This is a genomic window from Acinetobacter ihumii, assembly GCF_900625095.1.
Lineage (GTDB): Bacteria > Pseudomonadota > Gammaproteobacteria > Pseudomonadales > Moraxellaceae > Acinetobacter > Acinetobacter ihumii.
Genome location: NZ_LR130760.1, coordinates 1,933,993 through 1,959,856 on the forward strand (window position 1 = coordinate 1,933,993; position 25,864 = coordinate 1,959,856).

At 40.7% G+C, this 25,864-nt stretch carries 23 protein-coding genes, 1 rRNA gene and 1 pseudogene; 8 read left to right on the plus strand and 17 right to left on the minus strand.

Going from position 1 to position 25,864, the window contains the following annotated elements; all coding sequences use genetic code 11:
* Window positions 1–57: 57 nt before the first annotated feature.
* From E0D95_RS09165 to E0D95_RS09195, 7 genes are all read right to left on the minus strand, one after another.
* Entirely contained in the window at window positions 58–1,737 is a 1,680-nt protein-coding gene (locus E0D95_RS09165) for a long-chain-fatty-acid--CoA ligase (RefSeq protein WP_130803572.1), read from the minus strand.
* A 143-nt stretch (window positions 1,738–1,880) separates the two neighbouring features.
* Window positions 1,881–4,100 carry a DNA topoisomerase IV subunit A gene (gene parC, locus E0D95_RS09170; protein ID WP_130803573.1) on the minus strand — a complete coding sequence of 740 codons (2,220 nt, stop codon included), beginning with the start codon at window positions 4,098–4,100 and terminating at the stop codon, window positions 1,881–1,883.
* A 165-nt stretch (window positions 4,101–4,265) separates the two neighbouring features.
* Window positions 4,266–5,585 carry a niacin transporter NiaP gene (gene niaP, locus E0D95_RS09175; protein WP_130803574.1) on the minus strand — a complete coding sequence of 440 codons (1,320 nt, stop codon included), beginning with the start codon at window positions 5,583–5,585 and terminating at the stop codon, window positions 4,266–4,268.
* Between the two features lie 149 nt (window positions 5,586–5,734).
* Entirely contained in the window at window positions 5,735–6,259 is a 525-nt protein-coding gene (locus E0D95_RS09180; RefSeq protein ID WP_130803575.1) for a GNAT family N-acetyltransferase, read from the minus strand.
* 37 nt (window positions 6,260–6,296) lie between these two features.
* Window positions 6,297–6,941, minus strand: a complete 645-nt coding sequence (locus E0D95_RS09185) for a trimeric intracellular cation channel family protein (RefSeq protein WP_130803576.1) — start codon at window positions 6,939–6,941, stop codon at window positions 6,297–6,299.
* A 49-nt stretch (window positions 6,942–6,990) separates the two neighbouring features.
* Window positions 6,991–7,461 carry a YchJ family protein gene (locus E0D95_RS09190; RefSeq protein ID WP_130804875.1) on the minus strand — a complete coding sequence of 157 codons (471 nt, stop codon included), beginning with the start codon at window positions 7,459–7,461 and terminating at the stop codon, window positions 6,991–6,993.
* 77 nt (window positions 7,462–7,538) lie between these two features.
* Window positions 7,539–9,134, minus strand: coding sequence for a TerC family protein (locus tag E0D95_RS09195; protein ID WP_130803577.1), 1,596 nt, complete (start codon window positions 9,132–9,134; stop codon window positions 7,539–7,541).
* Between the two features lie 331 nt (window positions 9,135–9,465).
* Between E0D95_RS09195 and E0D95_RS09205 the strand changes: the two genes are divergently transcribed.
* The 4 genes from E0D95_RS09205 to dinB all read left to right on the plus strand — a co-directional run bounded on the left by E0D95_RS09205 (window position 9,466) and on the right by dinB (window position 13,594).
* Complete coding sequence (locus E0D95_RS09205) at window positions 9,466–10,083, plus strand: LOG family protein (protein ID WP_130803579.1); 618 nt, start codon at window positions 9,466–9,468, stop codon at window positions 10,081–10,083.
* A 204-nt stretch (window positions 10,084–10,287) separates the two neighbouring features.
* Window positions 10,288–11,679, plus strand: coding sequence for a multidrug transporter subunit MdtD (mdtD, locus tag E0D95_RS09210; RefSeq protein ID WP_130803580.1), 1,392 nt, complete (start codon window positions 10,288–10,290; stop codon window positions 11,677–11,679).
* Between the two features lie 89 nt (window positions 11,680–11,768).
* On the plus strand, window positions 11,769–12,536 hold the full coding sequence (locus tag E0D95_RS09215; protein WP_431830747.1) for a glycoside hydrolase family 25 protein: 768 nt from the start codon (window positions 11,769–11,771) through the stop codon (window positions 12,534–12,536).
* Window positions 12,533–13,594: a DNA polymerase IV gene (gene dinB, locus E0D95_RS09220; RefSeq protein WP_130803581.1), complete on the plus strand. Its 1,062-nt coding sequence runs from the start codon at window positions 12,533–12,535 to the stop codon at window positions 13,592–13,594. Before E0D95_RS09215 ends, dinB begins: the two co-directional genes overlap by 4 nt.
* Window positions 13,595–13,811: 217 nt before the next feature.
* Here the strand turns inward: dinB and E0D95_RS09225 are convergent, their stop codons facing one another.
* Window positions 13,812–14,618, minus strand: a complete 807-nt coding sequence (locus E0D95_RS09225; protein ID WP_228258844.1) for a hypothetical protein — start codon at window positions 14,616–14,618, stop codon at window positions 13,812–13,814.
* Between the two features lie 229 nt (window positions 14,619–14,847).
* Here E0D95_RS09225 and E0D95_RS09230 point away from each other — a divergent pair, with 229 nt between their 5' ends.
* Entirely contained in the window at window positions 14,848–15,201 is a 354-nt protein-coding gene (locus E0D95_RS09230; protein WP_130803582.1) for a RidA family protein, read from the plus strand.
* Here the strand turns inward: E0D95_RS09230 and E0D95_RS09235 are convergent.
* The 4 genes from E0D95_RS09235 to rrf all read right to left on the minus strand — a co-directional run bounded on the left by E0D95_RS09235 (window position 15,191) and on the right by rrf (window position 19,783).
* Entirely contained in the window at window positions 15,191–15,718 is a 528-nt protein-coding gene (locus E0D95_RS09235) for a DUF2726 domain-containing protein (RefSeq protein ID WP_130803583.1), read from the minus strand. The two genes, E0D95_RS09230 and E0D95_RS09235, sit on opposite strands and share 11 nt — an antisense overlap.
* 437 nt (window positions 15,719–16,155) lie before the next feature.
* Window positions 16,156–18,549 (minus strand): YgiQ family radical SAM protein, encoded by a 2,394-nt coding sequence (locus E0D95_RS09240; RefSeq protein ID WP_130803584.1) that lies wholly within the window; start codon window positions 18,547–18,549, stop codon window positions 16,156–16,158.
* A 191-nt stretch (window positions 18,550–18,740) separates the two neighbouring features.
* Window positions 18,741–19,346, minus strand: a complete 606-nt coding sequence (locus tag E0D95_RS09245; protein ID WP_130803585.1) for a lipase family protein — start codon at window positions 19,344–19,346, stop codon at window positions 18,741–18,743.
* A gap of 322 nt (window positions 19,347–19,668) precedes the next feature.
* A 5S ribosomal RNA gene (gene rrf / locus E0D95_RS09250) occupies window positions 19,669–19,783 on the minus strand.
* A 4-nt stretch (window positions 19,784–19,787) separates the two neighbouring features.
* Here rrf and E0D95_RS09255 point away from each other — a divergent pair.
* A pseudogene (locus E0D95_RS09255) lies at window positions 19,788–20,519 on the plus strand (electron transfer flavoprotein-ubiquinone oxidoreductase); the annotation flags it as partial.
* Window positions 20,520–20,612: 93 nt separating this feature from the next.
* On the opposite strand, the gene E0D95_RS09260 reads toward E0D95_RS09255, so the two are convergent.
* Both E0D95_RS09260 and tusA read right to left on the minus strand, forming a co-directional pair.
* On the minus strand, window positions 20,613–21,206 hold the full coding sequence (locus E0D95_RS09260; RefSeq protein ID WP_130803586.1) for a LysE/ArgO family amino acid transporter: 594 nt from the start codon (window positions 21,204–21,206) through the stop codon (window positions 20,613–20,615).
* Between the two features lie 2 nt (window positions 21,207–21,208).
* Window positions 21,209–21,463: a sulfurtransferase TusA gene (gene tusA, locus E0D95_RS09265; protein ID WP_130803587.1), complete on the minus strand. Its 255-nt coding sequence runs from the start codon at window positions 21,461–21,463 to the stop codon at window positions 21,209–21,211.
* Window positions 21,464–21,654: 191 nt separating this feature from the next.
* Here tusA and E0D95_RS09270 point away from each other — a divergent pair, with 191 nt between their 5' ends.
* Both E0D95_RS09270 and lnt read left to right on the plus strand, forming a co-directional pair.
* Window positions 21,655–22,494, plus strand: a complete 840-nt coding sequence (locus tag E0D95_RS09270; RefSeq protein ID WP_130803588.1) for a CorC family transporter — start codon at window positions 21,655–21,657, stop codon at window positions 22,492–22,494.
* Entirely contained in the window at window positions 22,491–24,050 is a 1,560-nt protein-coding gene (gene lnt, locus E0D95_RS09275; RefSeq protein ID WP_130803589.1) for an apolipoprotein N-acyltransferase, read from the plus strand. Before E0D95_RS09270 ends, lnt begins: the two co-directional genes overlap by 4 nt.
* 68 nt (window positions 24,051–24,118) lie before the next feature.
* On the opposite strand, the gene E0D95_RS09280 is transcribed toward lnt, so the two are convergent.
* The 3 genes from E0D95_RS09280 to gspG all read right to left on the minus strand — a co-directional run bounded on the left by E0D95_RS09280 (window position 24,119) and on the right by gspG (window position 25,862).
* Window positions 24,119–24,457, minus strand: a complete 339-nt coding sequence (locus E0D95_RS09280) for a tRNA-binding protein (protein WP_130803590.1) — start codon at window positions 24,455–24,457, stop codon at window positions 24,119–24,121.
* 144 nt (window positions 24,458–24,601) lie between these two features.
* A complete protein-coding gene (locus E0D95_RS09285) occupies window positions 24,602–24,940 on the minus strand; it encodes a hypothetical protein (protein WP_130803591.1) in 339 nt (112 codons plus the stop codon).
* 352 nt (window positions 24,941–25,292) lie between these two features.
* Window positions 25,293–25,862: a type II secretion system major pseudopilin GspG gene (gene gspG, locus E0D95_RS09290; protein WP_130803592.1), complete on the minus strand. Its 570-nt coding sequence runs from the start codon at window positions 25,860–25,862 to the stop codon at window positions 25,293–25,295.
* Window positions 25,863–25,864 lie beyond the last annotated feature (2 nt).

Below are 25,864 nucleotides of genomic sequence, written 5' to 3' on the forward strand. Positions count from 1 at the left end.
ATAGGTAAAAAAACGCCTGATGGTTCAGGCGTTTTTTTGCTTTTGAAAGCCTAAAGCTTATGCACTTTTACGCAAATCTTTACGCAGGATTTTACCGACATTCGATTTTGGCAATTCATCCAAAAACTCAACATAACGTGGACGTTTATAACCTGTCAGATTTTCTTTGGCAAAGCTTAAGACTTCGTCCGTTGTCAATGATGGATCTTTTTTCACCACAAACAATTTTGGCACTTCACCCGATTTTTCGTCTGGCACACCAATGGCTGCAACTTCCAATACTTTAGGATGCTTCGCCACCACTTCTTCAATTTCGCTTGGATATACATTAAAGCCAGATACCAAGATCATATCTTTTTTACGATCTACGATTTTGACATAGCCGCGGTTATCCATCACCCCAATATCACCCGTACGGAAGAAGCCATCTGGCGTCATCACTTTGGCAGTTTCATCAGGGCGATTCCAGTAACCTTTCATGACTTGTGGGCCACGGATCGAAATTTCACCTTGTTCGCCTAAAGCCACTGGGTTGCCATCATCATCTAAAATCGCAACTTCTGTTAATGGTAATGGAATACCAATGGTGCCACTAAATTCTTCAGAAGCAGGCGGATTTGCTGTTGCCACAGGTGATGTTTCAGACAGACCATAACCTTCAATAATGTTAGTGCCTGTAATTTTTTTCCACGCTTCCGCAGTCGATGGCAGAACCGCCATACCACCACCCATTGCCATTTTGAGCTTACTGTGGTCAAGTTGCTTGAATTCTTCATTATGAACCAAAGCATTGAACAACGTATTCACCGCAGGGAAGAATGAAGGCTGGTATTTACTTAACTCTTTAATCACCGCAGGTAAATCACGCGGATTAGGAATTAGAATATTGGCCTGACCTTTATACATGCCATACATGGCACATACCATGAAAGCAAAGATGTGATAGAGCGGCAAAGCACAGAAGATACGATCATTTTTATCGCCATCCTGAGCACCAAATTTGCTTTGGAAAATACCATCACACTGCAACATATTTGCGACTAGATTACGATGAGTTAGCTCAGCACCTTTAGAAACCCCCGTCGTACCGCCTGTATATTGTAAAACGGCTGTATCGCTTAAAGTGAGGTTTGGACGCTTATAGCTATTCGGACTAATTTTATTGAGTGCAGTGTTGAACTTGATATGACCCGGCACGTTCCACTCTGGAATCTGTTTACGCACTTTGCGTAACACAAAATTCACCAGTGTTCCCTTTAAGGTTCCCAACATATCACCGACAGAAGCGATGACCACATGTTTGACAGGTGTTTTACCGATGATACTTTGATAAACACTGGCAAAGTTTTCAATAATCACCAAAACTTCAGTGCCTGAATCATTCAACTGATGTTCCAGCTCGCGTGAAGTGTACAGTGGATTGACATTGACCAATACAAAACCAGCACGGAACACGGCTAAAGCGACCACTGGATATTGCAAGACGTTTGGCATCATGACTGCAACACGTGAACCTTTTGCTAGACCCAGACTTTGCAAATAGGCAGCAAATTTACGGCTTGCTTCTTCCAATTCGCTAAAAGTTAAGACTTTATCCATAAAGATAAAGGCATCACGTGAACCAAATTTTTGAAAATTACGTTCAAATACATCATTTAACGAAGTATTTTCTGGTGGTAATTCTACTGTTTCTGGAATCCCTGTTCTGTGGTACTCAGCAAACCATATTTTTTCCATAACGCCTTTATCTCCAATCAATAATCCTTAAATCCAACTGTTCATCAATGTGAGAGACTATTTTTACATTTCTGCTCTCTACACTGCATCCATTTGCGCGCATATGACTATATATAGCCCAAACCGCGTCAAAAATGCCAGTTTTATCTCTGAATCAACAGTCTATTTGCTTTTTGATATCCTCGTGGTAGGAGTTGACCTTTGGTCGCTCGTTTACCTATATATTTAAGGATATCATCGCCCTTTAATTTTAATTGTTGCTGTCCTGCAACCACCTGAATTATTTCATTTAAGTTTAAAGTTGTCATGAATAAAATTTGCTCTTTGGGGTCAAGTTGTATCAACTTGTTACCCTTGCCTTTATTCAATATTGGTAATTCAGACATTTCTATAATTAACAGTCGCCCTGCGGAACTGAGTATCGCGAGATGGGTTGCCCCTTGTACCGGCAGCAGCGGAAGAGCCTCAGCATGTTCAGGTACACTCAGAAATGCCTTACCCGCTTTGGCATTAGTATCCAGCTGTTTCACCTGACTTTTAAAGCCGTAACCTGTGCTACTTGCTGCAATCAATTCTTGTTCGTCATCACCAATATAAACTTGAAGAAAAGAAACACCATTAGCAGGAGACAATTTCGAGCTGACTGGCTCACCTGAACCTCTGGCTGAAGGCAAGTTACTAATTGGCAAGGCATAGCTTCGACCTGTTTCATCGAGTAAATAAGCACGCTGATTGGATTTGCCAACTGCGTGACTTAAATATTGATCTCCCGCACGATAATTCAGATTTTCAGCATCAATGTCTGCCCCTTTGGCACATCGAATCCAGCCCGCTTCTGATAAGACCACGGTCACAGTTTCGGCTGGCATCAAATCTTGCTCACGAATCTGCACAGCATCTTCACGCTCAACAATGGGGGAACGGCGGTCATCGCCAAATTTTTTCGCGTCTTCTTTAAGCTCGTTAATAATCAGATTTTTAAGGGATTCTGGATTGGCGAGTTGTTCTCGAATGATGGCAGCTCTGGCTTCTAGTTCTTCTTGTTCACGACGAATTTCCATTTCTTCAAGCTTGGCTAAATGTCGTAACTTTAACTCTAAAATGGCTTCGGCCTGTATTTCATCAATCCCAAAATGTGCCATTAATTCTTGTTTAGGCTGATCTTCTTCACGAATGATGCGAATGACGGTATCAATATCCAGATAAGCAATCAGTAAGCCTGCCAAAATATGCAAACGTTTTTCAATTTTATTTAAATGGTATTGCAAACGGCGTGTGACGGTGGCCTTACGAATTTCAATCCATTCCAATAAAATACGTCGAATCGATTTAACTTGTGGACGACCATCCGCACCAATCATGTTCAGGTTGACACGATAACTGGATTCCAAATCCGTGGTGGCAAATAGATGACTCATCACTGCTTCTGCATCGACCCGATTGGAACGCAGCACAATCACCAAACGTGTTGGATTGGTATGATCAGATTCATCACGAATATCACTCACCAAAGGTAATTTTTTGGCCTGCATTTGATCAGCAATCTGGGTAATCACTTTGGAACCAGAGACTTGATAAGGTAATTCAGTAATGACGATTTCACCTTTTTCCATATGATAAATCGCACGTACCCGATAGCTGCCACGTCCTGTGGTCTGGATTTTGAGTAATTCATCACGCGGGGTGATAATTTCCGCTTTGGTCGGTAAATCTGGTGCTGGAATATATTCAGCCAGTTTCTCATCGGAAGTTTCAGGATTACGAATGAGCGCTATGGTACCTTTGACCACTTCACGTAAATTATGCGGTGGAATATCGGTTGCCATGCCCACCGCAATTCCTGTTGTCCCATTTAATAAAATATTAGGAACACGTGCAGGTAAATTCACAGGTTCTTTCATTGAACCATCAAAGTTATCCTGCCAGTCGCAAGTGCCTTGACCCAGCTCATTCAATAATAATTCGCTAAATGCAGACAGCTTGGCTTCGGTATAACGCATGGCCGCAAAGGATTTTGGATCATCCGGAGAACCCCAGTTGCCTTGACCTTCAATTAAGGGGTAGCGATAGCTGAAAGGCTGTGCCATTAGCACCATCGCCTCATAACATGCCGAGTCTCCATGTGGATGATATTTACCTAAAACATCACCCACCGTACGTGCAGATTTTTTCGGCTTACCACTATGTTTCAGTCCAAGCTCGCTCATGGCATAAACAATACGTCGTTGCACCGGCTTTAAACCGTCACTAATATGCGGCAAAGCACGATCCATAATCACGTACATGGCATAGTTGAGGTAAGCTTGTTCGGTAAATTCAGCAACGGAACGATTTTCTGTCGCATGGTGCGAAAGGCTGGACATAGGGGCGAATGATCCTAGTTAGTTTTTTCTATTCATGGTTATGCTAAGTGGCAGCGCATCACGATACAAGTCTCTATGATCATGCACTGCGTCAAATTGTGTCTTATGGACTAAAACTATCCATTTTAGATGAGATGAGCAACTGATTTTTACGATTACTCATTTTCATAGCCCGATTGATTCAAGTGTTTTTCCTTGAGTTTCTTCACCCAGAATCAATACCACCGCAGCGACAGCCAACAAAACCACCGTAAACATCATAAAAACGTGATGAAACCCGTTTTGCGCCACCATCATATGCGTCACGATGAATGGCGCGGCAATTCCACCCATACGACCAATTGCCGATGCCCAACCTGACCCGAAAGCACGGATATTGGCAGGATATTGTTCTGGTGTGTAGGTATATAGTACGCCCCATGCACCCAGATTAAAAAAGGACATCAGACATCCCCAGAACATAATCATATTGACGCTTTGCGCCTGTCCAAAGAAGTAAGCTGCTATCGCACACCCCCCAATAAAACCAGCCAAGGTCATCTTGCGTCCCAAACGTTCGACCAGCCACGCCGCTGCAATATAGCCCGGTAGCTGTGCCAATATCATAAACAACACATATTCAAATGACTGCACAATGCTATAGCCTTGTTTGACCAATAAACTTGGTAGCCATGTAAAGATGCCATAGTAAGAATAAACAATACCAAACCAGATGAGCCACAACATCAGGGTACGTCGTGCAAATGGAGACGACCAGAGCTGACGAAATGAGACTTTTCGCTGTTCAGCCACAGCTTTCACTTCAATTTTTTCAACAACAGTTACCCCCGCCTGATGCTCAAGTTTTTGTACCAATTCATGTGCTTCATCAATACGCCCCCGATTGATTAAATAAGGAATTGATTCGGGTACTTTTTTGATAATCACAAAGACATAAAGCGCAGGCAAGCCCCCTATCAAAAATGCAATGTGCCAGCCAAATTGAGGAATAATAAAATAAGACACCAATGCAGCAACCAACCAGCCTAATCCCCAAAAACTTTCCAGTAATACAATAAAACGTCCACGGACTTGTGCAGGGATATATTCACTGACCAAAGTCACAGCAACAGGAAGTTGTCCACCTAAACCGAGCCCAACCACAAATCGGCAGACCAGTAACCACGTCAAATTAGATGCCAAGGCACAGGCTGCTGTAGCTAGGCTATACAGCATTAAAGTACTGGCAAAAACAGTTTTACGTCCGAAACGATCTGCCAAACCGCCAGAACAGACCGCACCAATCGCCATGCCAATAAATCCAATACTGACAATCCAGCCACTTTCTGCTGGGGTCAGTGCCCAATCCTTCACTAAAGTGGTCAGGATAAAAGCAATAATACCGGTATCCATAGCATCAAACATCCAGCCCACTCCTACCACCCAAAGCAGCGTGTAATGGAATTTACCAATGGGCAGGTTTTGTACACGTGAAATTAAATCCATGGGCAAGCTCATCTATGGCAGGATTTTCGTTAAAACAAATCGATCACTTCAAATAAATTTCGGCTAAAAGATCAATTCATTCATGATCATTTTAATCAAGCCAAACATGCTTAAACTGTAAGATTACACAGGTTAGATGATTTCAACTTTTAACAATCATGTTCAGCCAGATCTGTATGTTTAATCAAATTTAACACAGTTAAATCTTGGAACAAGGGCTGACCAACATTTGCATGAATCGGATAAGCATCGACCTGATGGGTCAGTGCATAACCACGTCTTTGATAAAAAGCGATGAGTTCCGTCCGAGTTGAAAGAACTGACATTTGAAAAGTGCTGACCCCATATTTTTGTTTTAAATAGGTTTCCGCAGTCTGTAATAGTTGTTTGCCTAATCCTTGATTCTGCATAACTGGATGCGTAGTCAACATCCCAATATAGCCACTCTTTTCACAGTTTTTTACATGCACACAGGCAATTAGTTGCATACCCTGAAACATCAGTAAAATATTTGAGTTATTTTGGATCAATTCCCTGATCTGCTGAGCATTGGTTCGATCTCCATCCACAATCGATGCCTCAGAGGTCCAACCCTGCTGAGCTTTGGAACGATACGACAAATTCACCAATTCCACGATCTCGCTGATATGTTGCTCAGTGGCTTCTATGAACATTTAGTTTCTCTTATGGAAATCAGTGGAAATAGCTAAATTAATGCTGATCTGTCGAGGATGCAGAATCGCTGTCATCATCCTGATAAATAAATTTCGGCATTTCTAAACCAAAATAAATTGCAATACACCGCAGTGCAAAGCCAAATACCAAGGTGAAAATTACGGTTAACTCAAGCGAAATACCAATTTCAATACAAACCCAATAACAAATCACAGCAACGAACGAGATACTGGCATATAACTCACGGCGAAACACCAGCGGTACATCATTACACAAAATATCGCGTAAAATTCCCCCAGATACGCCTGTTAACACTCCCGCGACCGCAGATACGATAAAACCATGCCCCATTTGTAAGGCAATTTGACAGCCAATAATGGTAAATCCAATTAACCCCAAGGCATCCAGCAATAAAAAGATATTACGTAAATGGCGCATCCATTTCGCAATTAAAATTGTGATAAACGCCGCAGCACAGGTCAGCATTAAATATTCAGGATGCTTGACCCACGTCAAAGGATAATGTCCAAGCAATACATCGCGTACTGAACCTCCACCTAATGCAGTCACACAGGCGATCAACATCACCCCAAACCAGTCCATACTACGCCGACCTGCTGACAATGCGCCCGTCATGGCCTCAGCCGTAATCGCGATAATATAAATAATGGTCAGTAACATGGGCCTTCATCCACATCGGGGAAAAGATGGCGGATATTCTACGGTAAAGTTATAAAAATTGCGCACAACACTGCTTAAATTTTTTGCCTGAACCGCATATACACGGTTGTTTCATGGTCATGCTCATCTCAAGGGTCGGATCGAGAAAATACCAGTGCTGATCATGCAGCACAAAATAAGACTGCTCATGATGTATTTGTCGTGCCTTACCATCATGATAATGTGCTTTAAACTCAACAAGCGCATGGGTTTTGTCCAGTTTAGGCTGATGTTGTATCACATCAAGTTTCAGCCAATCATTTTGCTGGCTCCATGCTTCAATGGCAGCACGATCTAAATATTGCTGTTGACCCAATGCGGTGGTTTCAATCAAATAATCAATATGCTGTAAAGCAAATGCACTGTAGCGTGACCGCATGAGTTGCTCGGCAGTTTTGGCAACACTGTTTTTTAAATGTAAGGGTGCGCAACAATCTACATAAGCCCCCTGACCACAGGGACATTGCTTATCGGCATTCATTTCGGCTTTCAAGTTTCGCGCTCCACACCGTCAAAAAAAGCCCATTGCTGGGCTATTCGGGTTTAATACGGTCAATATTAATCATTGTCCTGTGATTGATCTTCATCGACCACAATATGGACTTTTTCAATTTTATGTCCATCCATGGTCACCACTTCAAAGATATAACCATCGGCATGAACTTTTTGACCATTTTCAGGCAAACGCCCCAAGTGAAACAGAATATAGCCTGACAAAGTCGAATATTCTTCGGTTTCATTGACCAGATCACGATTCAGCAATAAGGAAACATGACGGATATCGGTTGACCCTTCAAGCATCAATGAACCATCTTCCAAGCTTTCAGCAACCGCTTCCAGCTCATCTTCATCAGGGAATTCACCTGCAATGGCTTCAAGCACATCAATAGGCGTGACGATACCTTCGATCGAACCATATTCATTCAATACAATAGCCATTTGCAAAGGAGCCTGACGCAATTGCTCCATCACCATCAAGACTTGTGCATTTTCATGCACGATAACAGGTTCGCGTACATGATGACTAAAGTTAATGCTTCCTGTTTCAATGTATTCATTTAACACTTTGTGAGTTAAGGCAATTCCTTCAATATTATCCAGCTCGCCTCTAGCGACAATCAGACGTGAATGTGTCATGGAAAGCAGTCGCTGTTTGAGTGCCTCTGGTTCTTCATCCAGATCGATCCACTCCAGCTCAGGACGCGGGGTCATGACAGATTTGGCTGGTCTTTCAGACAATCCCAACACGCCCTGCACCATCACGCTATGATAAGCACCATTATCCTCATCAAACATTTCATCGGCAAAGGCCTGTGTGGCAAGCACATCTTCTTTTTCATTTTGTTGACTGTCCGCGCCACTGGAACCATTTTTACCACCAAGCATTTTCAATACAGCTGAAGCCGTGCGATAACGTAGATCTGTGGTAGTCACCGCTTTTTCCTGATTGTGACGCATCGCCTGATTGGCCATCTCAATCAGGACTGCAAAACCAATGGCAGCGTATAAGTAACCTTTTGGTATATGAAAACCAAAGCCTTCCACCACCAGCGAAAAACCGATCATCATCAAAAATGCCAGACATAGAATCACCACAGTTGGATGTTTATTGACAAACTCCATCAATGGCTTAGATGCCCAGAGCATGATGCCGACTGCAATAATCACGGCAATCATCATCACTGACAAATGTTTAACCATCCCCACTGCGGTAATGACGCTGTCCAGTGAGAACACCGCATCCAGTACCACAATCTGAACGATGACCATCCAGAATGTGGCATGTACAGGGTTTTCTTCTTTTTGAAATTGCTTGCCTTCTAAACGCTCATGAAGTTCCATGGTGCCTTTAAATAATAAGAACACACCACCGAACAGCAAAATCAGATCACGTCCAGAAAAAGGATGGTCAAAAATATGAAATAACGGACTGGTCAGCGTCACCACCCATGCGATGGAAGCCAGCAAAATCAGTCGCATGCCAAGTGCCAGAATTAAACCGACTACACGGGCAGTATTTCGTTGCTCAGGCGGTAATTTTTCGGCCAAAATGGCAATAAACACCAGATTGTCAATGCCAAGAACAATTTCAAGGATGACCAGCGTTGCCAAGCCTACCCACGCTGAAGGATCAGACATCCATTCAAAAATCATAGATTCTGCTCCCACGCTCGCTGTTATTTTTATTGAGGTTTCTTGAGATCAATAAATCGCTCAAATGACTGGTGAAATTTTGTTGTATAGACAAAGAAGAAACGAAGTGACGACAACCACTACCCATGGGCGTAAATTTGTTGTTAAACAGGATTTCAGTATAGGCAAGATTTTTTAAAAATTCATCTTTTTTTAGCAGAATACACGGTAGCGATTCACTCAGTCGATACAAAGCCTTGCAAAGTTTATGCGCTCTACGCATAAAGTTGTCATATTTCTTGCTTAATGTAGTGAAGTCGAAATGAACGTGATAAGGTAAAACCAAAACGAGATGAATAGTGTAGTAGAAATGACATCAGAGCGAAATGTAACCGTAAAAACAACTCAACCTTTAATTGCTTTATATTGTGGATCACGTAGCGGTAACAAACCAATTTATCGTGAAAAAGCCATTGAACTGGCACAGGGCATTGCTGATCAGGGTTTTGGTATCGTTTATGGCGGTGCCAGCATTGGTCTGATGGGTCAAGTTGCTGATAGCGTGTTAGAACATCAGAGTGAAGTAGTGGGCGTCATACCTGAGTTTATGCTGGACTATGAAGTCGCACACTCTAAATTAACTGAACTGCATGTGGTGCAAACCATGCATGAACGCAAAGCCTTAATGGCTGAACGTGCCAGTGCCTTTGTTGCGCTACCAGGCGGCTTAGGAACCTTTGAAGAAATTTTGGAAATTGCCACTTGGGGGCAATTAAATCAACATCAAAAACCCATGATCTTATATAACATAAATGGTTTTTATAATGCCCTGATTGCACAGCTTGATCATGCAGTTCAGGAAGGTTTTTTACCGCCTCAACACCGAGCCAAACTGATTGTGTGTAACTGTATCGAAGAAATCTATACCACCATTAAAAACTTGAACATGCCAAGTCGTTTTGTGGTTTAAATTTTTCTTATCCCTAAAGCGAGGAATTATCCTCGCTTTTTTATGGACAAGCTATTATTTTGCTATTTCGGCTACTTTATAAACATCAATCATGCAAATTAGATGACAGTTTGATGGCAATTTAATGTCAGCATATTTACAACAGCTTTATGTCGCTGTTCTATGTTATTTTTAAATCCCTAATATCCTTCTTTATATTCATTTATGAATGCTGCGCCAACGCACCAAGGTTTACAGCCCGAATTTAGACTATTGGCATTTTTAGTTTCCATCGGCTTTTTTATGCAGGCACTGGATACCACCATCGTCAATACCGCAATTCCTTCCATGGCACTGCATTTAAATGAAAATCCATTGCGCATGCATGGTGTGGTCGTGGCTTATGTGCTCACAGTAGCTGCATGCATTCCACTGAGTGGCTGGCTGGCAGATCGCTTTGGCGTTAGAAATACCTATTTTGCCGCGATTATTATTTTTACCCTCGCCTCCTTGGGTTGTGGGCTCTCGAACACGCTGAACCAGTTATTGTTTTTCCGAGTTATTCAAGGCATAGGCGGGGCATTATTGTTGCCTGTGGGGCGGCTTGCCATGCTAAAGCTGATTCCACGTTCGCAGTTTCTAGCGGCGATGAGCTTAATGAGTCTGGCAGGGTTAATTGGTCCTTTAATTGGACCGACATTAGGAGGATGGCTGGTTGAAGTGGCCACTTGGCATTGGGTGTTTTTAATTAATATTCCTATGGGGTTATTAGGGATGTTAGTCACCTTTAAAGCCATGCCAAATGCAAAAGAAGCGACCGTCAAAACATTTGACTTCAGTGGATTTGTTTTATTGGTCATCGCCATGGTGGGGCTATCGTTAGGCATTGAACATCTGACCAATCGCGAATATTCGCAGTGGTTCAGCATTGGCTTACTCATGGCAGGGCTGGTTGCGGCGGCTGTCTACGCCTATCATGCGCATACCCATCAAAATGCTTTATTTCGCAGTCATCTATTTAAAAATAAAATTTATTCGATCGGGATTTTAGGCAATTTCTTTGCCCGTTTTGGCGGAAATGCCGTGCCCTTTATTTTACCCCTGATGTTGCAAGTAGCTTTTGGCTTTGAACCATTTTATACAGGTTTAATGATGATTCCATTGGTCTTGGGTTCATTATTTTCAAAACCGATAATCCGTCCAATGATTCAAAAATTTGGTTACCGCAATGTACTACTCACCAATACGATTTTAGTCGGTGCCTGCATTGCCAGCTTTGCCCTCACTACTGCTGAAACGCCAAATTGGATACGTGCCATTCATTTCTTTATTTTCGGTATTTTAAATTCCCTGCAATTTGTTTCCATGAATACTTTGACGCTGAAAGACTTATCACAGCAAGATGCCAGTAGTGGTAATAGTTTTTTATCGATGATCATGATGCTTTCCATGAGTATTGGCGTAGCATTGGCAGGAACACTGATTAATTATTTTACACAACAGTTTGGGTCAGATCATTTAACCCGTGCCTTTCATGCAGCATTCATTTGTCTGGGTTGTATCAATATCATTACTGCATTGGTTTTTTCAAGAATTCCACGCAATGTCGCAGCTTAACATTGCCCGATCATATCCCACACTAAAAGCGTTGCATTTTCATCATAGTATGTGCTTATGGTTCACGTTATGATAAGCATTCATCCGACATGCGAAAGATTATGGTCAAAATCAATCCTGCTAAATCCAAAGCATATATTCCGTATATTGGTGGGCTATTTGCCTTGCTGATGTTGCTATTGATTTATTTTGGACTGTTTTTTCATCGTCAGGCCTCAGCACAAGATTATCCTGTACAAGGTTTCGATGTTTCACACCATCAAGGCGAGATTAACTGGTCTAAAATTTCTCCTGAAAAATTTCAGTTTGTTTATTTAAAGGCAACTGAAGGCGGTGATTTTAAAGACACCAAGTTCCAGCAAAATTGGTTAAAAGCACGTGAAAAAGGCTTTCATGTCGGCGCGTATCATTTCTATCGTTTATGCCGTGATGGTAAAACTCAAGCACAAAACTTTATTGAAAGTGTGCCTAAAAAGTCCGATGCACTGCCACCAGTCATTGATCTCGAATATGACAGTAACTGTATTAATACCTATACCAAAGAACAATTACTGCAAGAAATTCAGACCATGCATGATTTGCTGAAACAGCATTATGCCAAGCAACCGATTTTTTATGTCTCCAAGAATTTCTACAATATTGTATTGGTTGGGAGTTTTAAAGAGACGCCTTTGTGGATACGTGATTATGAGCAAAAGCCTCAGCTCCAAGATCAACGTGACTGGCTATTTTGGCAATATACCAATCAGGGTAAAATGGACGGTGTGCCCAAAGCAGTCGATTTAAATGTTTTTTCAGGCTCACAGCGTCAATGGCACCGTTTTATTGAACAAAATGCTGACACGGCAACCCCATGAATTTACGTAAAATCATTCACATTGATATGGATGCATTTTATGCTTCTGTTGAATTACGTGAACGACCTGAGCTGAAACATTTACCTGTAGTGGTGTCTTCACACCATCCACGTGCTGTCATTGCGGCAGCGTCTTATCCAGCGCGTGAATATGGTCTACGTTCTGCCATGTCGATGGGGCAGGCACGCAAACTTTGTCCAGAGGTGGTGGTCATCGAACCAAACTTTGAAAAATATCGTGCTGTTTCTGCGCAAATTCATCAAATTTTCCAGCAATATACGTCAATTATTGAACCTTTGTCGTTAGATGAAGCTTATCTGGATGTGACTGAAAATTTGAAGCACTTACCGAGTGCGACCGATGTTGCGATTCAGATTCGTCAGGATATTTTTAAAGCAACTGGGCTAACGGCCTCCGCTGGCGTTGCGCCCAACAAATTTTTAGCCAAAATTGCGTCTGACTGGAATAAGCCCGATGGTTTGTGTGTGATCAAACCCAGTCAGGTACAAAGCTTTATACAGAATTTACCACTCAAAAAAATTCCGGGGGTGGGTCGAGTCACTCAGGAAAAACTACAGCTACTTCAACTCGAAACATTGGGTGATTTACAGCAGATTGAAGAAAACGTATTGATCCATCATTTTGGAAAATATGGCAAACAGCTGTTTCTCTATGCTCAAGGCATTGATCATCGTACGGTACAAGCCGAACGCGAACGTCAGCAAATTTCCAAAGAAACTACCTTTGATGGTGATTTATATTTGAACGAATGTCTCGCCTATTGGCCACCTTTAGCAGAAAAGGTCTGGCATAATTTACAGTATAAACAACTCACTGCACGTGGCGTGAGCATTAAACTTAAACTCAAAAATTTTCAAATTTATCAGCATAGTAAAAGTTTTAAACGTCCCATTCAGTCATTGACTGAGCTACTGGATATTTTACAAGTATTGCTCTATGAAATGCATTTGCCTGCCGAATTTCAATATCGTTTGATTGGCATGGGGGTCTATCAACTTGCACCTCAAGCCAGTGAACATCAACTCTCTCTATGGTGATCTGCCGTTTTTTTATACGAATGGCGAAAAAACCAAGCGTTTTACATTTCACTTCTGTTTTATTTTAGAGTAATCTAGCCACGCAAATGCATTTACCCATGTATCTGCGGTTATGCTAAAACCTTACCTCTATTTTTAGCATGCTGTCCTGTGGTGAGCGTGACGAAAAAATCCGAATATTACAGGGCAACACGTAGGCTCTATCTAGGTAACCCATTTAAATACGACACTCATGCTTATCCATCTTAATTTCTGTTGCTAAAGTCTGATCAGAAAAATAATATTTGAGCTTAATTGTGCCATCTTTCTCTAATAATTCTTTCATTTTATTTTCCTTACAAACATTCTTTATAATTTCTGGAACAATATTAATTTCAATCATTTCAGATGGGAAATCATGAGGAGTAAAATGAATCAATCGAAAAACTATGGTTAATTCCTTATCTTTTGCTAGCATATCTTCTAAAACAGTTTCTTGATCAACTTGTTTAGGCAAATTCTTCTTCATCATACTTACATTTAAAGCCAACTGTAGGGCTAAATCATCTTTGATTCCCTTTTTACATTGATTTTCTGAAGGTATCGTCATATTTTCTTCAGTGATATAAAGTTTGTTATCTGCTTTTTTTGTGATGACCATATAATATTCATTATCAGTAAAGCAATTCCTCGTGCTATATTTTGAGGCAGTTAGCTTTGCTGTATTTTTATTTTTTTTGATTTTGATATTTGTGAAACTAATTTGAGAAGGAAGTCTCTTAATAATTTCAAGATTTTCCATGTTCAATTCTTTCAGCTTCTTTCCAGACATTGATGTTGTTCGCTCTATGCCATCAGATGTAATTTCCCTTGAATGAATTTTGGCATCGTCCGCATACATTTCTAAACCTTCAATATTTACTTGATTAGACAAATCCTCGTATTTTTTCAAAAACATCATATATTCTTGGTTTTCTGAACTAGATGCGTGAACTACTGCACTAACCATAAATAATATGAAAAAAATAAAAGTTTTTCTTTCCAAAATTAATCCCTTAATTTTACTTTCCAATTAAAATAGCAAGCATATTAAACTGGAAATTATTGCTTTTCAATTTGTAAATAGATTTCTTTCTGGTAATATCCTAATTAGAAATATTGTACTTTTAAACTTTTTTGCTGTACTGAGATAATTTATATTCTGATTTTTCTTATAGTTGGTTACTTTTTCTTAATCCCTTAAAATTTCAATGAAAACTAATTGGATAGAAACTATGCAAATTCAACGTTTACATATCACCAAACGTTTTTCTGAAATCGCCATTTCTGGTAACCTGGTGCATCTGGCGGGTCAACTTGCTGAAGATTTGACTTTAGATATTCAAGGTCAAACCCAACAAACCCTCGATTTGATTGATCGTTTTCTGGCAGATGCAGGTACAGATAAAAGTCATATTCTGTCTGTCATGATCTTTCTAAAAGACATCGAAAATGACTATGCAGGTATGAATGAAGTCTGGGATGCATGGTGTGCCAATATACAGGCACTGCCTCGTACCTGTGTTGAAGCTAAAATGTATCGTCCAGATGTATTAGTCGAAATGACTGTTGTGGCAGTTAAACCTTAAAATTAGTCACAGTATCCAGTTTTAAACCGCGTGTCTGTAAAGGCAATGCCTGAAATGACGATGCAGGTACAGCTGCTGGCGTGTCATTGCCAAATTGCATTTGTAAATCTGCCAACTCAGGTACATAGTCATAGCGAAAGACACGATACCCTGCCAGCTCAAGTAACCGATCCTGATAATGATCCGCTTGAATACGTCTGGCATGGTTTAAGTCTGAAAAGCCAACAATGGCAAACACCTGATAGTTGTGATCCAATACCACAAAATCTGCAACCATGGATTGATATTTGTGACGTGTCCTTGAATACTTGGTTGTTAGCAAGGCATCAAAAGAAACACGTGTTAATAGCGTAAACTGTGGAAAGGTCTGTTTTAAACGTGAAAAAAATAGCTGTTCTTGACCATTCATGACAGCACGACGTTTTAGAGCACTGTCAGAAAGTTGCTCACGTTTTAGACCTTTATAGGCCATCAGTGAAATCAGCAATAATATGCCAATTGCTAGAAAGTAATACATCTGAATCAATCCTTTAATATTTTTTATGTTCGGTTTCAAACCGATTTGTTCTCATTCACCTGCTTATTTTTCATTTTGCAGGCTTTCATTCAATCTAAATTAAAAGTTTTTGTCCTTTCATCAAGTTAGACCAAAGCCTAGAACACCATTCCATGGTTAATGTCATGATAATTCATTGATCACAACATGCAAGTGCTACATATCGGATTGTGAGTGATTGATTGTGCAAAAATGCTTATGCAAGTTTATAAATTTCTTGTATTTTTATTTCATATTTAGCCATTCAACTAAATGCGTAATATTTTGTATATCTTCATTCAAATTTAGATGCGTTTCAGTTTTTAAAAATGATCTGGTTTTCAATCCATTTTTTCATTCATCCAAATAAAAAAAGCACCCCTTAATAAAGAAGTGCTCTGATTTTTGAATTCTCTCATTTAAGCACGAGATCGATTTTTTGATTTACCTTTAGACTTGGTTGAATCAAATGGTTTCTTTTGACCTGTTTCACGCGGGGGCAATCCCGTATGCTGGGTCAAGATTTGACCTTTTTCTGGACGTTTCGGCTGATGATTTGACTGTTGATGCGATTGCACATGACGCTTAACGGAATCCCCTGCACTGCTCGAATTTTTCTTACGTGCAGATTTGTATTCCCCTTCAGCCGTACCTTGGGGCTGATAAGTAGGAATCAAATGCTGTTTAGAGTTACCAATCAAATCGGCACGTCCCATTTCCTTCAAGGCTTCACGTAATAAAGGCCAGTTATTGGGATCATGATAACGTAAGAACGCTTTATGTAAACGACGACGTTTTTCACCTTTGACGATATCCACATTTTCAGTGTAACGTGCCACTTTAGACAGTGGATTTTTGCCCGAATAATACATGGTGGTGGCAGTTGCCATTGGCGATGGATAAAAGGTTTGTACCTGATCGGCACGGAAACCGTTTTTCTTCAACCAAACGGCCAGATTCATCATATCATAATCCGTTGTACCCGGATGCGCCGCGATAAAATAAGGAATCAAATATTGTTCTTTACCCACTTCCTTACTAAAACGCTCAAACATTTGTTTAAAACGATCATAAGTGCCTATTCCCGGCTTCATCATTTTAGAGAGCGGACCTTGCTCGGTATGTTCAGGTGCAATTTTTAAATAGCCGCCGACATGATGTTGTACCAATTCCTTAACATATTCAGGATTCAGTACTGCAAGGTCATAACGTAACCCAGACCCAATCAAAATCTTTTTAACGCCTTTAATGGCACGCGCCTTACGGTAAAGCTGTACCAATGGTGTATGGTCAGTATGCAGATTTTGGCAAACACCCGGATAAACACACGAAGGTTTACGACAGTTCTTTTCAATTTCTGGATCTTTACAAGCCAAGCGATACATATTGGCAGTTGGTCCACCCAAATCAGAAATAATGCCTGTAAATTGTGGTGCAGTATCACGAATTTTTTCAATTTCTCGCAAAATTGAATCTTCTGAACGGTTTTGAATAATACGTCCTTCATGCTCAGTGATTGAACAGAACGTACAACCACCAAAACAACCACGCATGATATTGACTGAAAACTTGATCATATCAAATGCAGGAAAACGGGCATCGCCATAAGCAGGATGCGGCAATCGTGCATAAGGCAGATCAAACACATAATCCATTTCTTCAGTGGTCAACGGAATTGGAGGTGGATTAATCCAGACATCACGCTCACCATGACGTTGCACCAATGCACGTGCATTACCCGGATTGGTTTCCAGATGCAAAATACGATTCGCATGCGCATACAACACCTGATCATTGACCACTTCTTCAAAAGACGGCAAACGAATCACTGCTAATTCGCGCGGCGGTAATTTATGTTTAATCGCTTTTGATGGTGCAAGTTTGAGCTGCACAATCTGGGTGTTTTCATCCAGTTGATCACCTTCACGTACAATCGGATTGGTGACGATTTCTTTTTGAAAATTTTGATATTGCGCTAAAGAATTACCTTTTTCTTTTTCAACTTCGCAACCATCAATATCCTCTGTCATGACATAAGGATTAATAATTGGATCGACACGGCCAATACTATCGACATCATTACTGGCGATTTCGACAAATTGTGCTTTAGAGGCTTTATTATGCTTATTTACAATAAATGCCGTACCACGGACATCCGTGATCTCGTGTATTTTTTCGCCTTTGGCTAAACGATGCATGACTTCAATAATGGCGCGCTCACCGTTGCCATACATCAACAAATCCGCCTTGGAATCCATCAATACAGAGCGGCGGACCTTATCAGACCAATAATCATAGTGAGCAATACGACGTAGACTTGCTTCAATTCCACCCAATAAGACAGGCACATCTGGAAATGCTTCACGACAACGCTGACAATACACGGTTGCAGCACGATCAGGACGTTTGTTGGCTTCATTATTTGGAGAATAAGCATCATCCGAACGAATTTTACGATCAGCCGTATAACGGTTGATCATCGAATCCATATTACCCGCGGTCACTCCCCAAGCAATGGTCGGTTTGCCCAATACCCGAAAACTGTCCACATTGGTCCAATCAGGCTGTGCAATAATTCCAACGCGATAGCCTTGTGCTTCGAGTACACGACCGATAATCCCTGAAACAAAGGACGGGTGATCAATATAGGCGTCACCACAGACCAAAATAAAGTCACACGCATCCCAACCGAGCTGATCCATTTCTTCACGTGACATCGGCAAAAATGGCGCAGGTTCAAAACACGACGCCCAATATTTGTCGTAATCAAACAACGCTTTTGGCGCAGTCTGCATGGTATAAGCGGTAGACATAGCTTGCGATTCTCGGCTTGCTGAAATGGAGGGTGACATCAAAGATGAAAGCCGATCATTTTAACATGAATTTCATTCACTTTTCAGAATTATAAGAATCGAAGAAACAAGGAGATAACAATTAATTTGATTATTTTTTAAACTAAAAAGTAAATCAGCATCCATTTATACCCAATGTTCTTTTCAGCACATTAAACTGATGCACACTGCTCAAGTTTTAATAATTCGTGCTCAATACGAAAAATGAGGTGTTGTTTAACCAGATGGTGAATACGCTGTTTTGGGTAACAACGACTTAATTCGATATGTCCCACTTGTGCACTTTGATCAAAAATAATATTTTCAATCAATTGATCATGATGTGAAGCTTGAATGAAATTATCTTGATAACAGCGATCTGAGCCAAGCGTATCACTCAATGAAAAGAAATTTAAACTTTTTCGCACATTCTCAGGAATCTGACGTGGATTGTATCGCCATTGTTTGGGTAATAAACGCCCTTTACCGCCTGCTGCTATCGTGAGTAATAAATCAACAGGATGTCTTACATGCTCAAGTGCTTGAGCGACTTTAACTGCTTGAAATCCACCTTGGCTATATCCAAGTAAAACCAACTTTTGATTTTGAGTTTGATTCAAACAAATTTGTTTCGCGATTTGTTCAGCTGACTGTAAATGCCCCAACAGTTGTACATCTGGATAACCTAATTCCGCTAGATAATGTAGCCAATGACGTTGCATATGTTCACGCGCCATCAATCCATGAAACAACATAATCTTTAAATTCTGTTTGGACATTTTGCTTTGAATCAATCCTATAAAACAGTAAACAACTTAATGTATTTAAAGCTGATTCACTATGCCCCAAATGACCAGCACCATCAGCTAAAATGACAATCATCATTAGCTAATAAAAGATCGGATTTAAAAAAATCACTTAGGTGATATTAGAACAAGTTGAAGATTTATCAATAGTTGGGTCGATGCCAATCAGACCGATGACTAAAGCTATAGTACGCTCCAAGCGACGGCCAAAATGGTCATTTGGCATTGATGAGACTTTTTTTATCGACAAAAAAAAAGCACCCCAACATTTGAGTTGAGGTGCTTAGTATTTAAAAGCTGGCGATGACTTACTCTCACATGGCCAATGCCACACTACCATCAGCGCGAAGAGGTTTCACTTCTGAGTTCGGGAAGGGATCAGGTGGTTCACTCTTGCTATTGTCGCCAGCAAACTTAATTGGTGATGATGCTGGCTTCTTAAACTTTGCCAAAATCAAAGGTTCTCACACCGCCATGAAATCAGGTATGTTGTGTGGTGAAGCTGTATTTGAAGCGATTGCTCGTGGTGTAGAAAAAGGGGGCGATCTTGCTATTGCCCGTGTGCTGGAAGGCGAAGATTTCTTTGATAAAGAACTGACCGCCTACACGCAAAAGTTTGACAATAGCTGGTTGAAAGAAGAGTTACATCGTAGTCGTAACTTTGGCCCTGCAATGCATAAGTTTGGTTTATGGATTGGTGGTGCATTTAACTTTCTGGATCAAAATATCTTTAAAGTGCCTTTCACGTTGCATGACTTACAGCCAGATTACAGTGCGCTGAAAACACAAGATAAAGCAACCTTTAAGCCAACTTATCCAAAACCAGATGGCAAGTTAACTTTTGACCGTTTGTCTTCGGTGTTTGTCTCCAATACAGTGCATGAAGAAAATCAGCCATCGCATTTGAAATTGACCGATGCAAGCATTCCAGTCAATGTGAATTTGCCAAAATGGGATGAACCTGCACAGCGTTATTGTCCAGCGGGTGTGTATGAGATTGTGGATGAAGGTGAAGGCAACAAACGCTTCCAGATCAATGCAGCCAACTGTGTCCACTGTAAAACCTGTGATATTAAAGATCCATCACAGAATATTACGTGGGTGACGCCTGAAGGTGGTGGTGGTCCGAATTACCCTAATATGTAATATTCGTCTTTGCGAAGCGGTCATCGTTTCTGATCGTTGCGTAAAGATTTAAATACCCTGCAATAAAAATTGCGGGGTATTTTTAATTCGGACTTAAAATAATAATGATCCAGCAATTAGCCACATCACGATACCAATGATGATATCCAGAACTTTCCAAGCCTTCGGATTTTCAAATACAGGCTCAAGTAAACGCGCGCCATAGCCCAAACCAAAAAAGAACACGAAAGATGCAGTTACTGCACCTGAAGCAAAGGCAATTTTATTTTGGTATTGCGAAGAGATCGAGCCCAATAAAACCACTGTATCCAAATACACATGCGGATTAAGCCACGAAAAGCTCAAACATAAAATTAAGGTCTGTACCAAAGAGTTCACTTTTTGTCCCGCAGCATGTAAACCATCTTTGGCGGTATAAGCATGATAAAAACTGCGCAAGCCATAGATAAATAAGAAAATCGCACCAAACCATTTCATGGCTTGAATCAGCCATAACTGCTGACTCAGTAAACTGGCAAAGCCAAAAACGCCAAGTGTAATCAACAATGCATCAGAAATGGCACAAATTAAGCACACCCAAAATACATGCTGTTTGAGTAGACCTTGCTTTAAAACAAAGGCATTTTGTGCACCAATGGCTAAGATTAATGAGAACCCAAGCAGTAAACCGGCGAAATAGGTAGACATCATTAACCCTTTTGCACCAGATAACGATATTCCTTTAAACCATCATTCAGATGTTCTTCCTGAACCAATAACTCATGTCCCAAATGCATACAAAACTTTGGAATATCCCATGATGTTGATGGATCAGTCGCCAACACTTCAACCACATCGCCTGATTTGGATTTACGAATCGCCTGATGCAGCATCATCACCGGTTCAGGACAACGCAAGCCCCGTGTATTCAGTTGAATTGCAGGTGTTAAATCAGGTTCAGACATAGAGGTACTTTGACTCAAAAAACTGAGCCATAGTTTAACATAAACCCAATCTATCAAGAAAACCCGAAGCCTTGTGACTCATCAATTTGAATCATTTACGTTTTCCAATCGTTTTAGTAATGCACAAGCCATATTTCTTCGGTATGATTAAAGCTCATTTTTTGGTAAATCAAGAGTCTTTAGGAAAGATCATGCAAGAGGAATCTGGTCCATCATGGGGTATGCGTGGCTTAAGAAAATGGTTAGGCACTGCACCTGAAACACGTGATGAATTGTTAAAACTGGTACAGGACTCACAACGTTTCTTAGAACCAGATACTGTGGCAATGCTTGAAGGTGTACTTGATTTACCTGCCACAAAAATTCGTGAAGTCATGACTCCCCGCACTGCCATGATCAGCTTGCAGGAAGATGATGAACTGTTGGACATTTTACATGTCTTGGTCGAGTCAGCACATTCACGCTTTCCCGTATTTTCATCCGACCAACCCGATAACGTGGTGGGCATTTTATTGGCAAAAGATCTGTTGCCATTTTTGACTGAACCAACGGCCAGACTCGATATCCGCACCTTGATGCGCCAACCTTTATTTGTACCTGAAAGCGCACGTTCCGATCAGGTATTGCGTATGCTCAAACACACGCAGACCCATATTGCCATTGTCATTGACGAATACGGTACGACCTCAGGTCTGGTCACACTTGAAGATATTTTAGAAGAAATTGTCGGTGAGATTGAGGATGAACACGACAATGCCGATGAAGAAGCACAATATATTGTGCCAGACCACACACATACCACAGCAAATGCATGGCTGGTACAAGCACTTACACCAATTGAACACTTTAACACTGTTTTAGATGCTGACTTTTCTGACGATGAAGTTGAAACTGTGGGCGGTTTACTGCTTCAGGAAATTGGTTTAGTGAGTGATTTACAAGGTCAGACTATAGAACTTGAAAATTGGCAATTTACGATTGTTGAGGCAGATGCACGTACCATTCATTTGATTCGAGCTGTTCGTCAATGAGAACATACTTTGATACCTTGTTAGGATCATCCCAGCAACAAAAACAACTGCCTTTTATCATTCCCCTGCTGATTTCACTTTGTGCAGGTGCAATTTTTAGTCTAGCCCTTGCTCCATATTATTATTGGTGGCTGGCAATTTTGTCGCCCGCACTACTCTATGCATCCCTTAAAAAGCGTTCAGCCAAACAAGCTTTTGCAATGGGTTGGGCGTATGGTTTTGGCTTATGGTTTGTGGGAGCTTTCTGGCTCTATACCTCCATCCATGTGTATGGCGATACTAACGCCATTTTAAGCGTGCTAATGATTGCCTTTATGGCATTGGTCATGGGTTTATTTACCGCAGTACAAACTTGGCTATACCGTCGTTTTTTCCCAGAAACACCCTTAACCTTCGCGCCACTCTGGATCTTGTTTGAATGGGCAAAAACATGGGTGTTTACAGGTTTCCCATGGTTGTTTGCAGGTTATGCATTTACTGAACGTTTTTTAGATGGTTATGCGCCATTGTTTGGTATTTTCGGTGTTTCTTTTGTGGTCATCGTATTGGCCTGTGCTTTGGTTGAAATAATCAATCGGCGCATCTTTTGGGTGATTCCATCTGTCTTGCTATTATTAGGTGCATGGGGCGCGTCAAAACTCGAATTTGTACAGCCCAAAACCAGCAAACCCTTATCGGTTTCCCTGATTCAAGGCAATATTCCACAAGACTTAAAATGGCTCACCGAATATCAGGTCAAAACCCTGATGATTTATGCCAATTTAACCCGCAGTGAATGGGGACGCGATTTAATCGTCTGGCCTGAATCTTCAATTCCGATGTTTCAAACCGATATCGAACCATTTTTAGATGCCATGCAACAACAAGCAAATAAAACAGGTTCGGCTTGGGTCACCGGAATTCCATATTGGGATATGCAGGCTTCTCAGCAAGTTGGAACGCCGCAGTATTACAATAGTATTATGGCTTCGGGCAGCGAGTCATCAGGACTATATAAAAAACAGCGTTTAGTGCCCTTTGGTGAATATATTCCGCTTTCGGGACTGCTCAGTTGGGTCTTACCTGCGCTACAAAATGATCCATCTATGAGTGGATTTAGTCAGGGAGCTAAAGATCAAAAACCCCTAATGATTAAAGGTCATCCTTTAGCTGCTGCCATTTGTTATGAAATTGCGTATCCTAATCTGACCCGCCGTAATGCACAGAACAGTGACTTTTTAGTGACCGTTTCTAACGATGCGTGGTTTACTGGCACTGCGGGGCCGATGCAACACTTACAAATGGTACAAATGCGCGCCAAAGAAAATGGACGCTGGTTTATTCGTGCCACCAACACCGGTGTGACGGCGTTTATTAATCAACACGGGCATATCGTCAAACAAGCACCAATTGATAAAGAAGCCGTGTTACGTGGTGAATTACCTGCCATTCAAGGTGAAACTTTATATACCCGTTTAAGCGACTGGCCTATTTTAGGCTTTTCTCTCTTCCTATTAATTTTAGGATGGTTATATCGTCCCAAACACGTGGATGTCAGTTTTAAATCACGACGTTAATTTTTATTGATCATTTATAAAAAACCGGGATTTCAAATCAATCTCGGTTTTTTATTAAGCGTATTAAATTAAAGCAATTTCGTTCCCAAAGGCACATCAAAATCAGGTACACACAGTGCCACGTTGCCCTCTGCATTATGAAAACCTGTGACCAAACATTCAGACTGGATGGGGCCAATTTGTTTTTTAGGAAAATTGACCACAGCAACCACACGTTTATTGATTAAATCTTCAGGTTGATACAGTTTGGTAATTTGCGCACTGGATTTCTTAACACCCAGTTCTTCACCAAAATCAACATGCAGGATATAAGCAGGTTGACGTGCTTTTTCAAAAACTTCAGCACGTATAATTTGCCCGACACGTAGTTCTACTTTTAAAAAATCCTGCCATTCGATTAATTCCATCGACTTTATTCCTACCATTGATTTCAATATGGATTATGCATACATTATAAACAAATTGAAAAGAGTAAAATCTAAAACCAAACTACAATAAAAAACGAGGCATTGTGCCCCGTTTCAATCATTCGCTATTGTCAATTCATCGAGTTAAAATGTCGTAGTCAGATAAGATAACATGCCAGCCAGACTCAACATGGGAACATAACGGTAAATCGAAACCAGCATTTGCTCCATCTTTGAAATATGCGCTTTAATGGCAACTTTAAACACAGTCATTTTTAATGCTGAATAAAAGCTTAAAATCAGAATCGCGCTAAATAAACTCAGTGCAATGAAACCCACCATAATTTGGCTAGTGGCATCTGACATTTGCCAAATGGTTAAAATTCCCTGACTGATCGGAAGTAAGCTCAAAATCAGAAGCACAGATTTGAGCATTGTCCAATGAAATTGATTTATTTCATCCAAGAAAAATAATGCTTTCATGTGACTCCCCAACAATAAACTGACTCAGTTATAAATCATTATGCAAGGTTTTAATCAAATAAAAAGTCTATTTTCATTCATAATTTATCTATCGTGTAACCATTAAATATGGGAATAATTCTTATTATAACTCTCATATCTCAAAAACCTTATAATATAATTATAAATCAATAAAATAGATCATTTTTTAAAACTGAGATGTATTATCATTCTAAAGTTTTATTCTATCATCCGATACGGTAAACCGAAAATTCCCATCAAACCCAGTTCATTATTCTGCATAGATAATACTTCCCTTGAAAGCATTATCTATATTTTTAGATGATTTTAAAACTGGTCTTTTCAAACACTGTTAAGGGGTATAGTAAATATCGGCATCATTACCTTCGCCGCCAGACTGCCCATCTGCACCAAAAGAATATAAATCATAAGCACGACCTTCTGTACCTGGAATCACATACTGAATGTCATTTTCCCAGCTATCTTTTGGATACCCCCCTTTGACATAACCACCCGGTAGCCAGTTCTTTGCGGTCGCAGGTTGATTGACCAGTGCATCCAAACCGCCCTCTTGCATAGATGGATAATGACCATTGTCCAACTTGTATTGATCTAACGCGCCTGCTACACCTTTTAAGGTAATTTGCGTGGTATCTACTTTGGCTTTTTCACCACGACCCATGACATTTGGCACGATTAAGGCAGCTAAAACCCCTAAGATGACGATCACGACCATCACTTCGATGAGGGTAAAGCCTGAGCGAGAATGAACAAAGTGTAACTTTGTCCGAGCGCAAGATGTAGAGCTTTGCTCAGAATTACAGGATGTCGCAAGACCGAAAGCGCTGCTTGGGTTTTGAGCATTATCCACGATCACTTTTTCCTGCTGTATTTTTTGCTTATTCATATCCATCTCTAACATAC

Excerpts from the sequence above, each read along its gene's own strand:
- E0D95_RS09205 (WP_130803579.1), top strand. The coding sequence starts at position 9,466 with ATGAATAGTGTAGTAGAAATGACATCAGAGCGAAATGTAACCGTAAAA.
- parC (WP_130803573.1), bottom strand. The coding sequence starts at position 4,100 with ATGTCCAGCCTTTCGCACCATGCGACAGAAAATCGTTCCGTTGCTGAA.
- gspG (WP_130803592.1), bottom strand. The coding sequence starts at position 25,862 with ATGTTAGAGATGGATATGAATAAGCAAAAAATACAGCAGGAAAAAGTG.
- E0D95_RS09165 (WP_130803572.1), bottom strand. The coding sequence starts at position 1,737 with ATGGAAAAAATATGGTTTGCTGAGTACCACAGAACAGGGATTCCAGAA.
- E0D95_RS09285 (WP_130803591.1), bottom strand. The coding sequence starts at position 24,940 with ATGAAAGCATTATTTTTCTTGGATGAAATAAATCAATTTCATTGGACA.
- E0D95_RS09215 (WP_431830747.1), top strand. The coding sequence starts at position 11,769 with ATGCGAAAGATTATGGTCAAAATCAATCCTGCTAAATCCAAAGCATAT.
- lnt (WP_130803589.1), top strand. The coding sequence starts at position 22,491 with ATGAGAACATACTTTGATACCTTGTTAGGATCATCCCAGCAACAAAAA.
- E0D95_RS09190 (WP_130804875.1), bottom strand. The coding sequence starts at position 7,461 with ATGAATGCCGATAAGCAATGTCCCTGTGGTCAGGGGGCTTATGTAGAT.
- tusA (WP_130803587.1), bottom strand. The coding sequence starts at position 21,463 with ATGTCTGAACCTGATTTAACACCTGCAATTCAACTGAATACACGGGGC.
- E0D95_RS09260 (WP_130803586.1), bottom strand. The coding sequence starts at position 21,206 with ATGTCTACCTATTTCGCCGGTTTACTGCTTGGGTTCTCATTAATCTTA.
- E0D95_RS09180 (WP_130803575.1), bottom strand. The coding sequence starts at position 6,259 with ATGTTCATAGAAGCCACTGAGCAACATATCAGCGAGATCGTGGAATTG.
- mdtD (WP_130803580.1), top strand. The coding sequence starts at position 10,288 with ATGAATGCTGCGCCAACGCACCAAGGTTTACAGCCCGAATTTAGACTA.
- E0D95_RS09245 (WP_130803585.1), bottom strand. The coding sequence starts at position 19,346 with ATGTCCAAACAGAATTTAAAGATTATGTTGTTTCATGGATTGATGGCG.
- dinB (WP_130803581.1), top strand. The coding sequence starts at position 12,533 with ATGAATTTACGTAAAATCATTCACATTGATATGGATGCATTTTATGCT.
- E0D95_RS09235 (WP_130803583.1), bottom strand. The coding sequence starts at position 15,718 with ATGTATTACTTTCTAGCAATTGGCATATTATTGCTGATTTCACTGATG.
- E0D95_RS09185 (WP_130803576.1), bottom strand. The coding sequence starts at position 6,941 with ATGTTACTGACCATTATTTATATTATCGCGATTACGGCTGAGGCCATG.
- E0D95_RS09195 (WP_130803577.1), bottom strand. The coding sequence starts at position 9,134 with ATGATTTTTGAATGGATGTCTGATCCTTCAGCGTGGGTAGGCTTGGCA.
- E0D95_RS09240 (WP_130803584.1), bottom strand. The coding sequence starts at position 18,549 with ATGTCTACCGCTTATACCATGCAGACTGCGCCAAAAGCGTTGTTTGAT.
- E0D95_RS09270 (WP_130803588.1), top strand. The coding sequence starts at position 21,655 with ATGCAAGAGGAATCTGGTCCATCATGGGGTATGCGTGGCTTAAGAAAA.
- E0D95_RS09230 (WP_130803582.1), top strand. The coding sequence starts at position 14,848 with ATGCAAATTCAACGTTTACATATCACCAAACGTTTTTCTGAAATCGCC.
- niaP (WP_130803574.1), bottom strand. The coding sequence starts at position 5,585 with ATGGATTTAATTTCACGTGTACAAAACCTGCCCATTGGTAAATTCCAT.
- E0D95_RS09280 (WP_130803590.1), bottom strand. The coding sequence starts at position 24,457 with ATGGAATTAATCGAATGGCAGGATTTTTTAAAAGTAGAACTACGTGTC.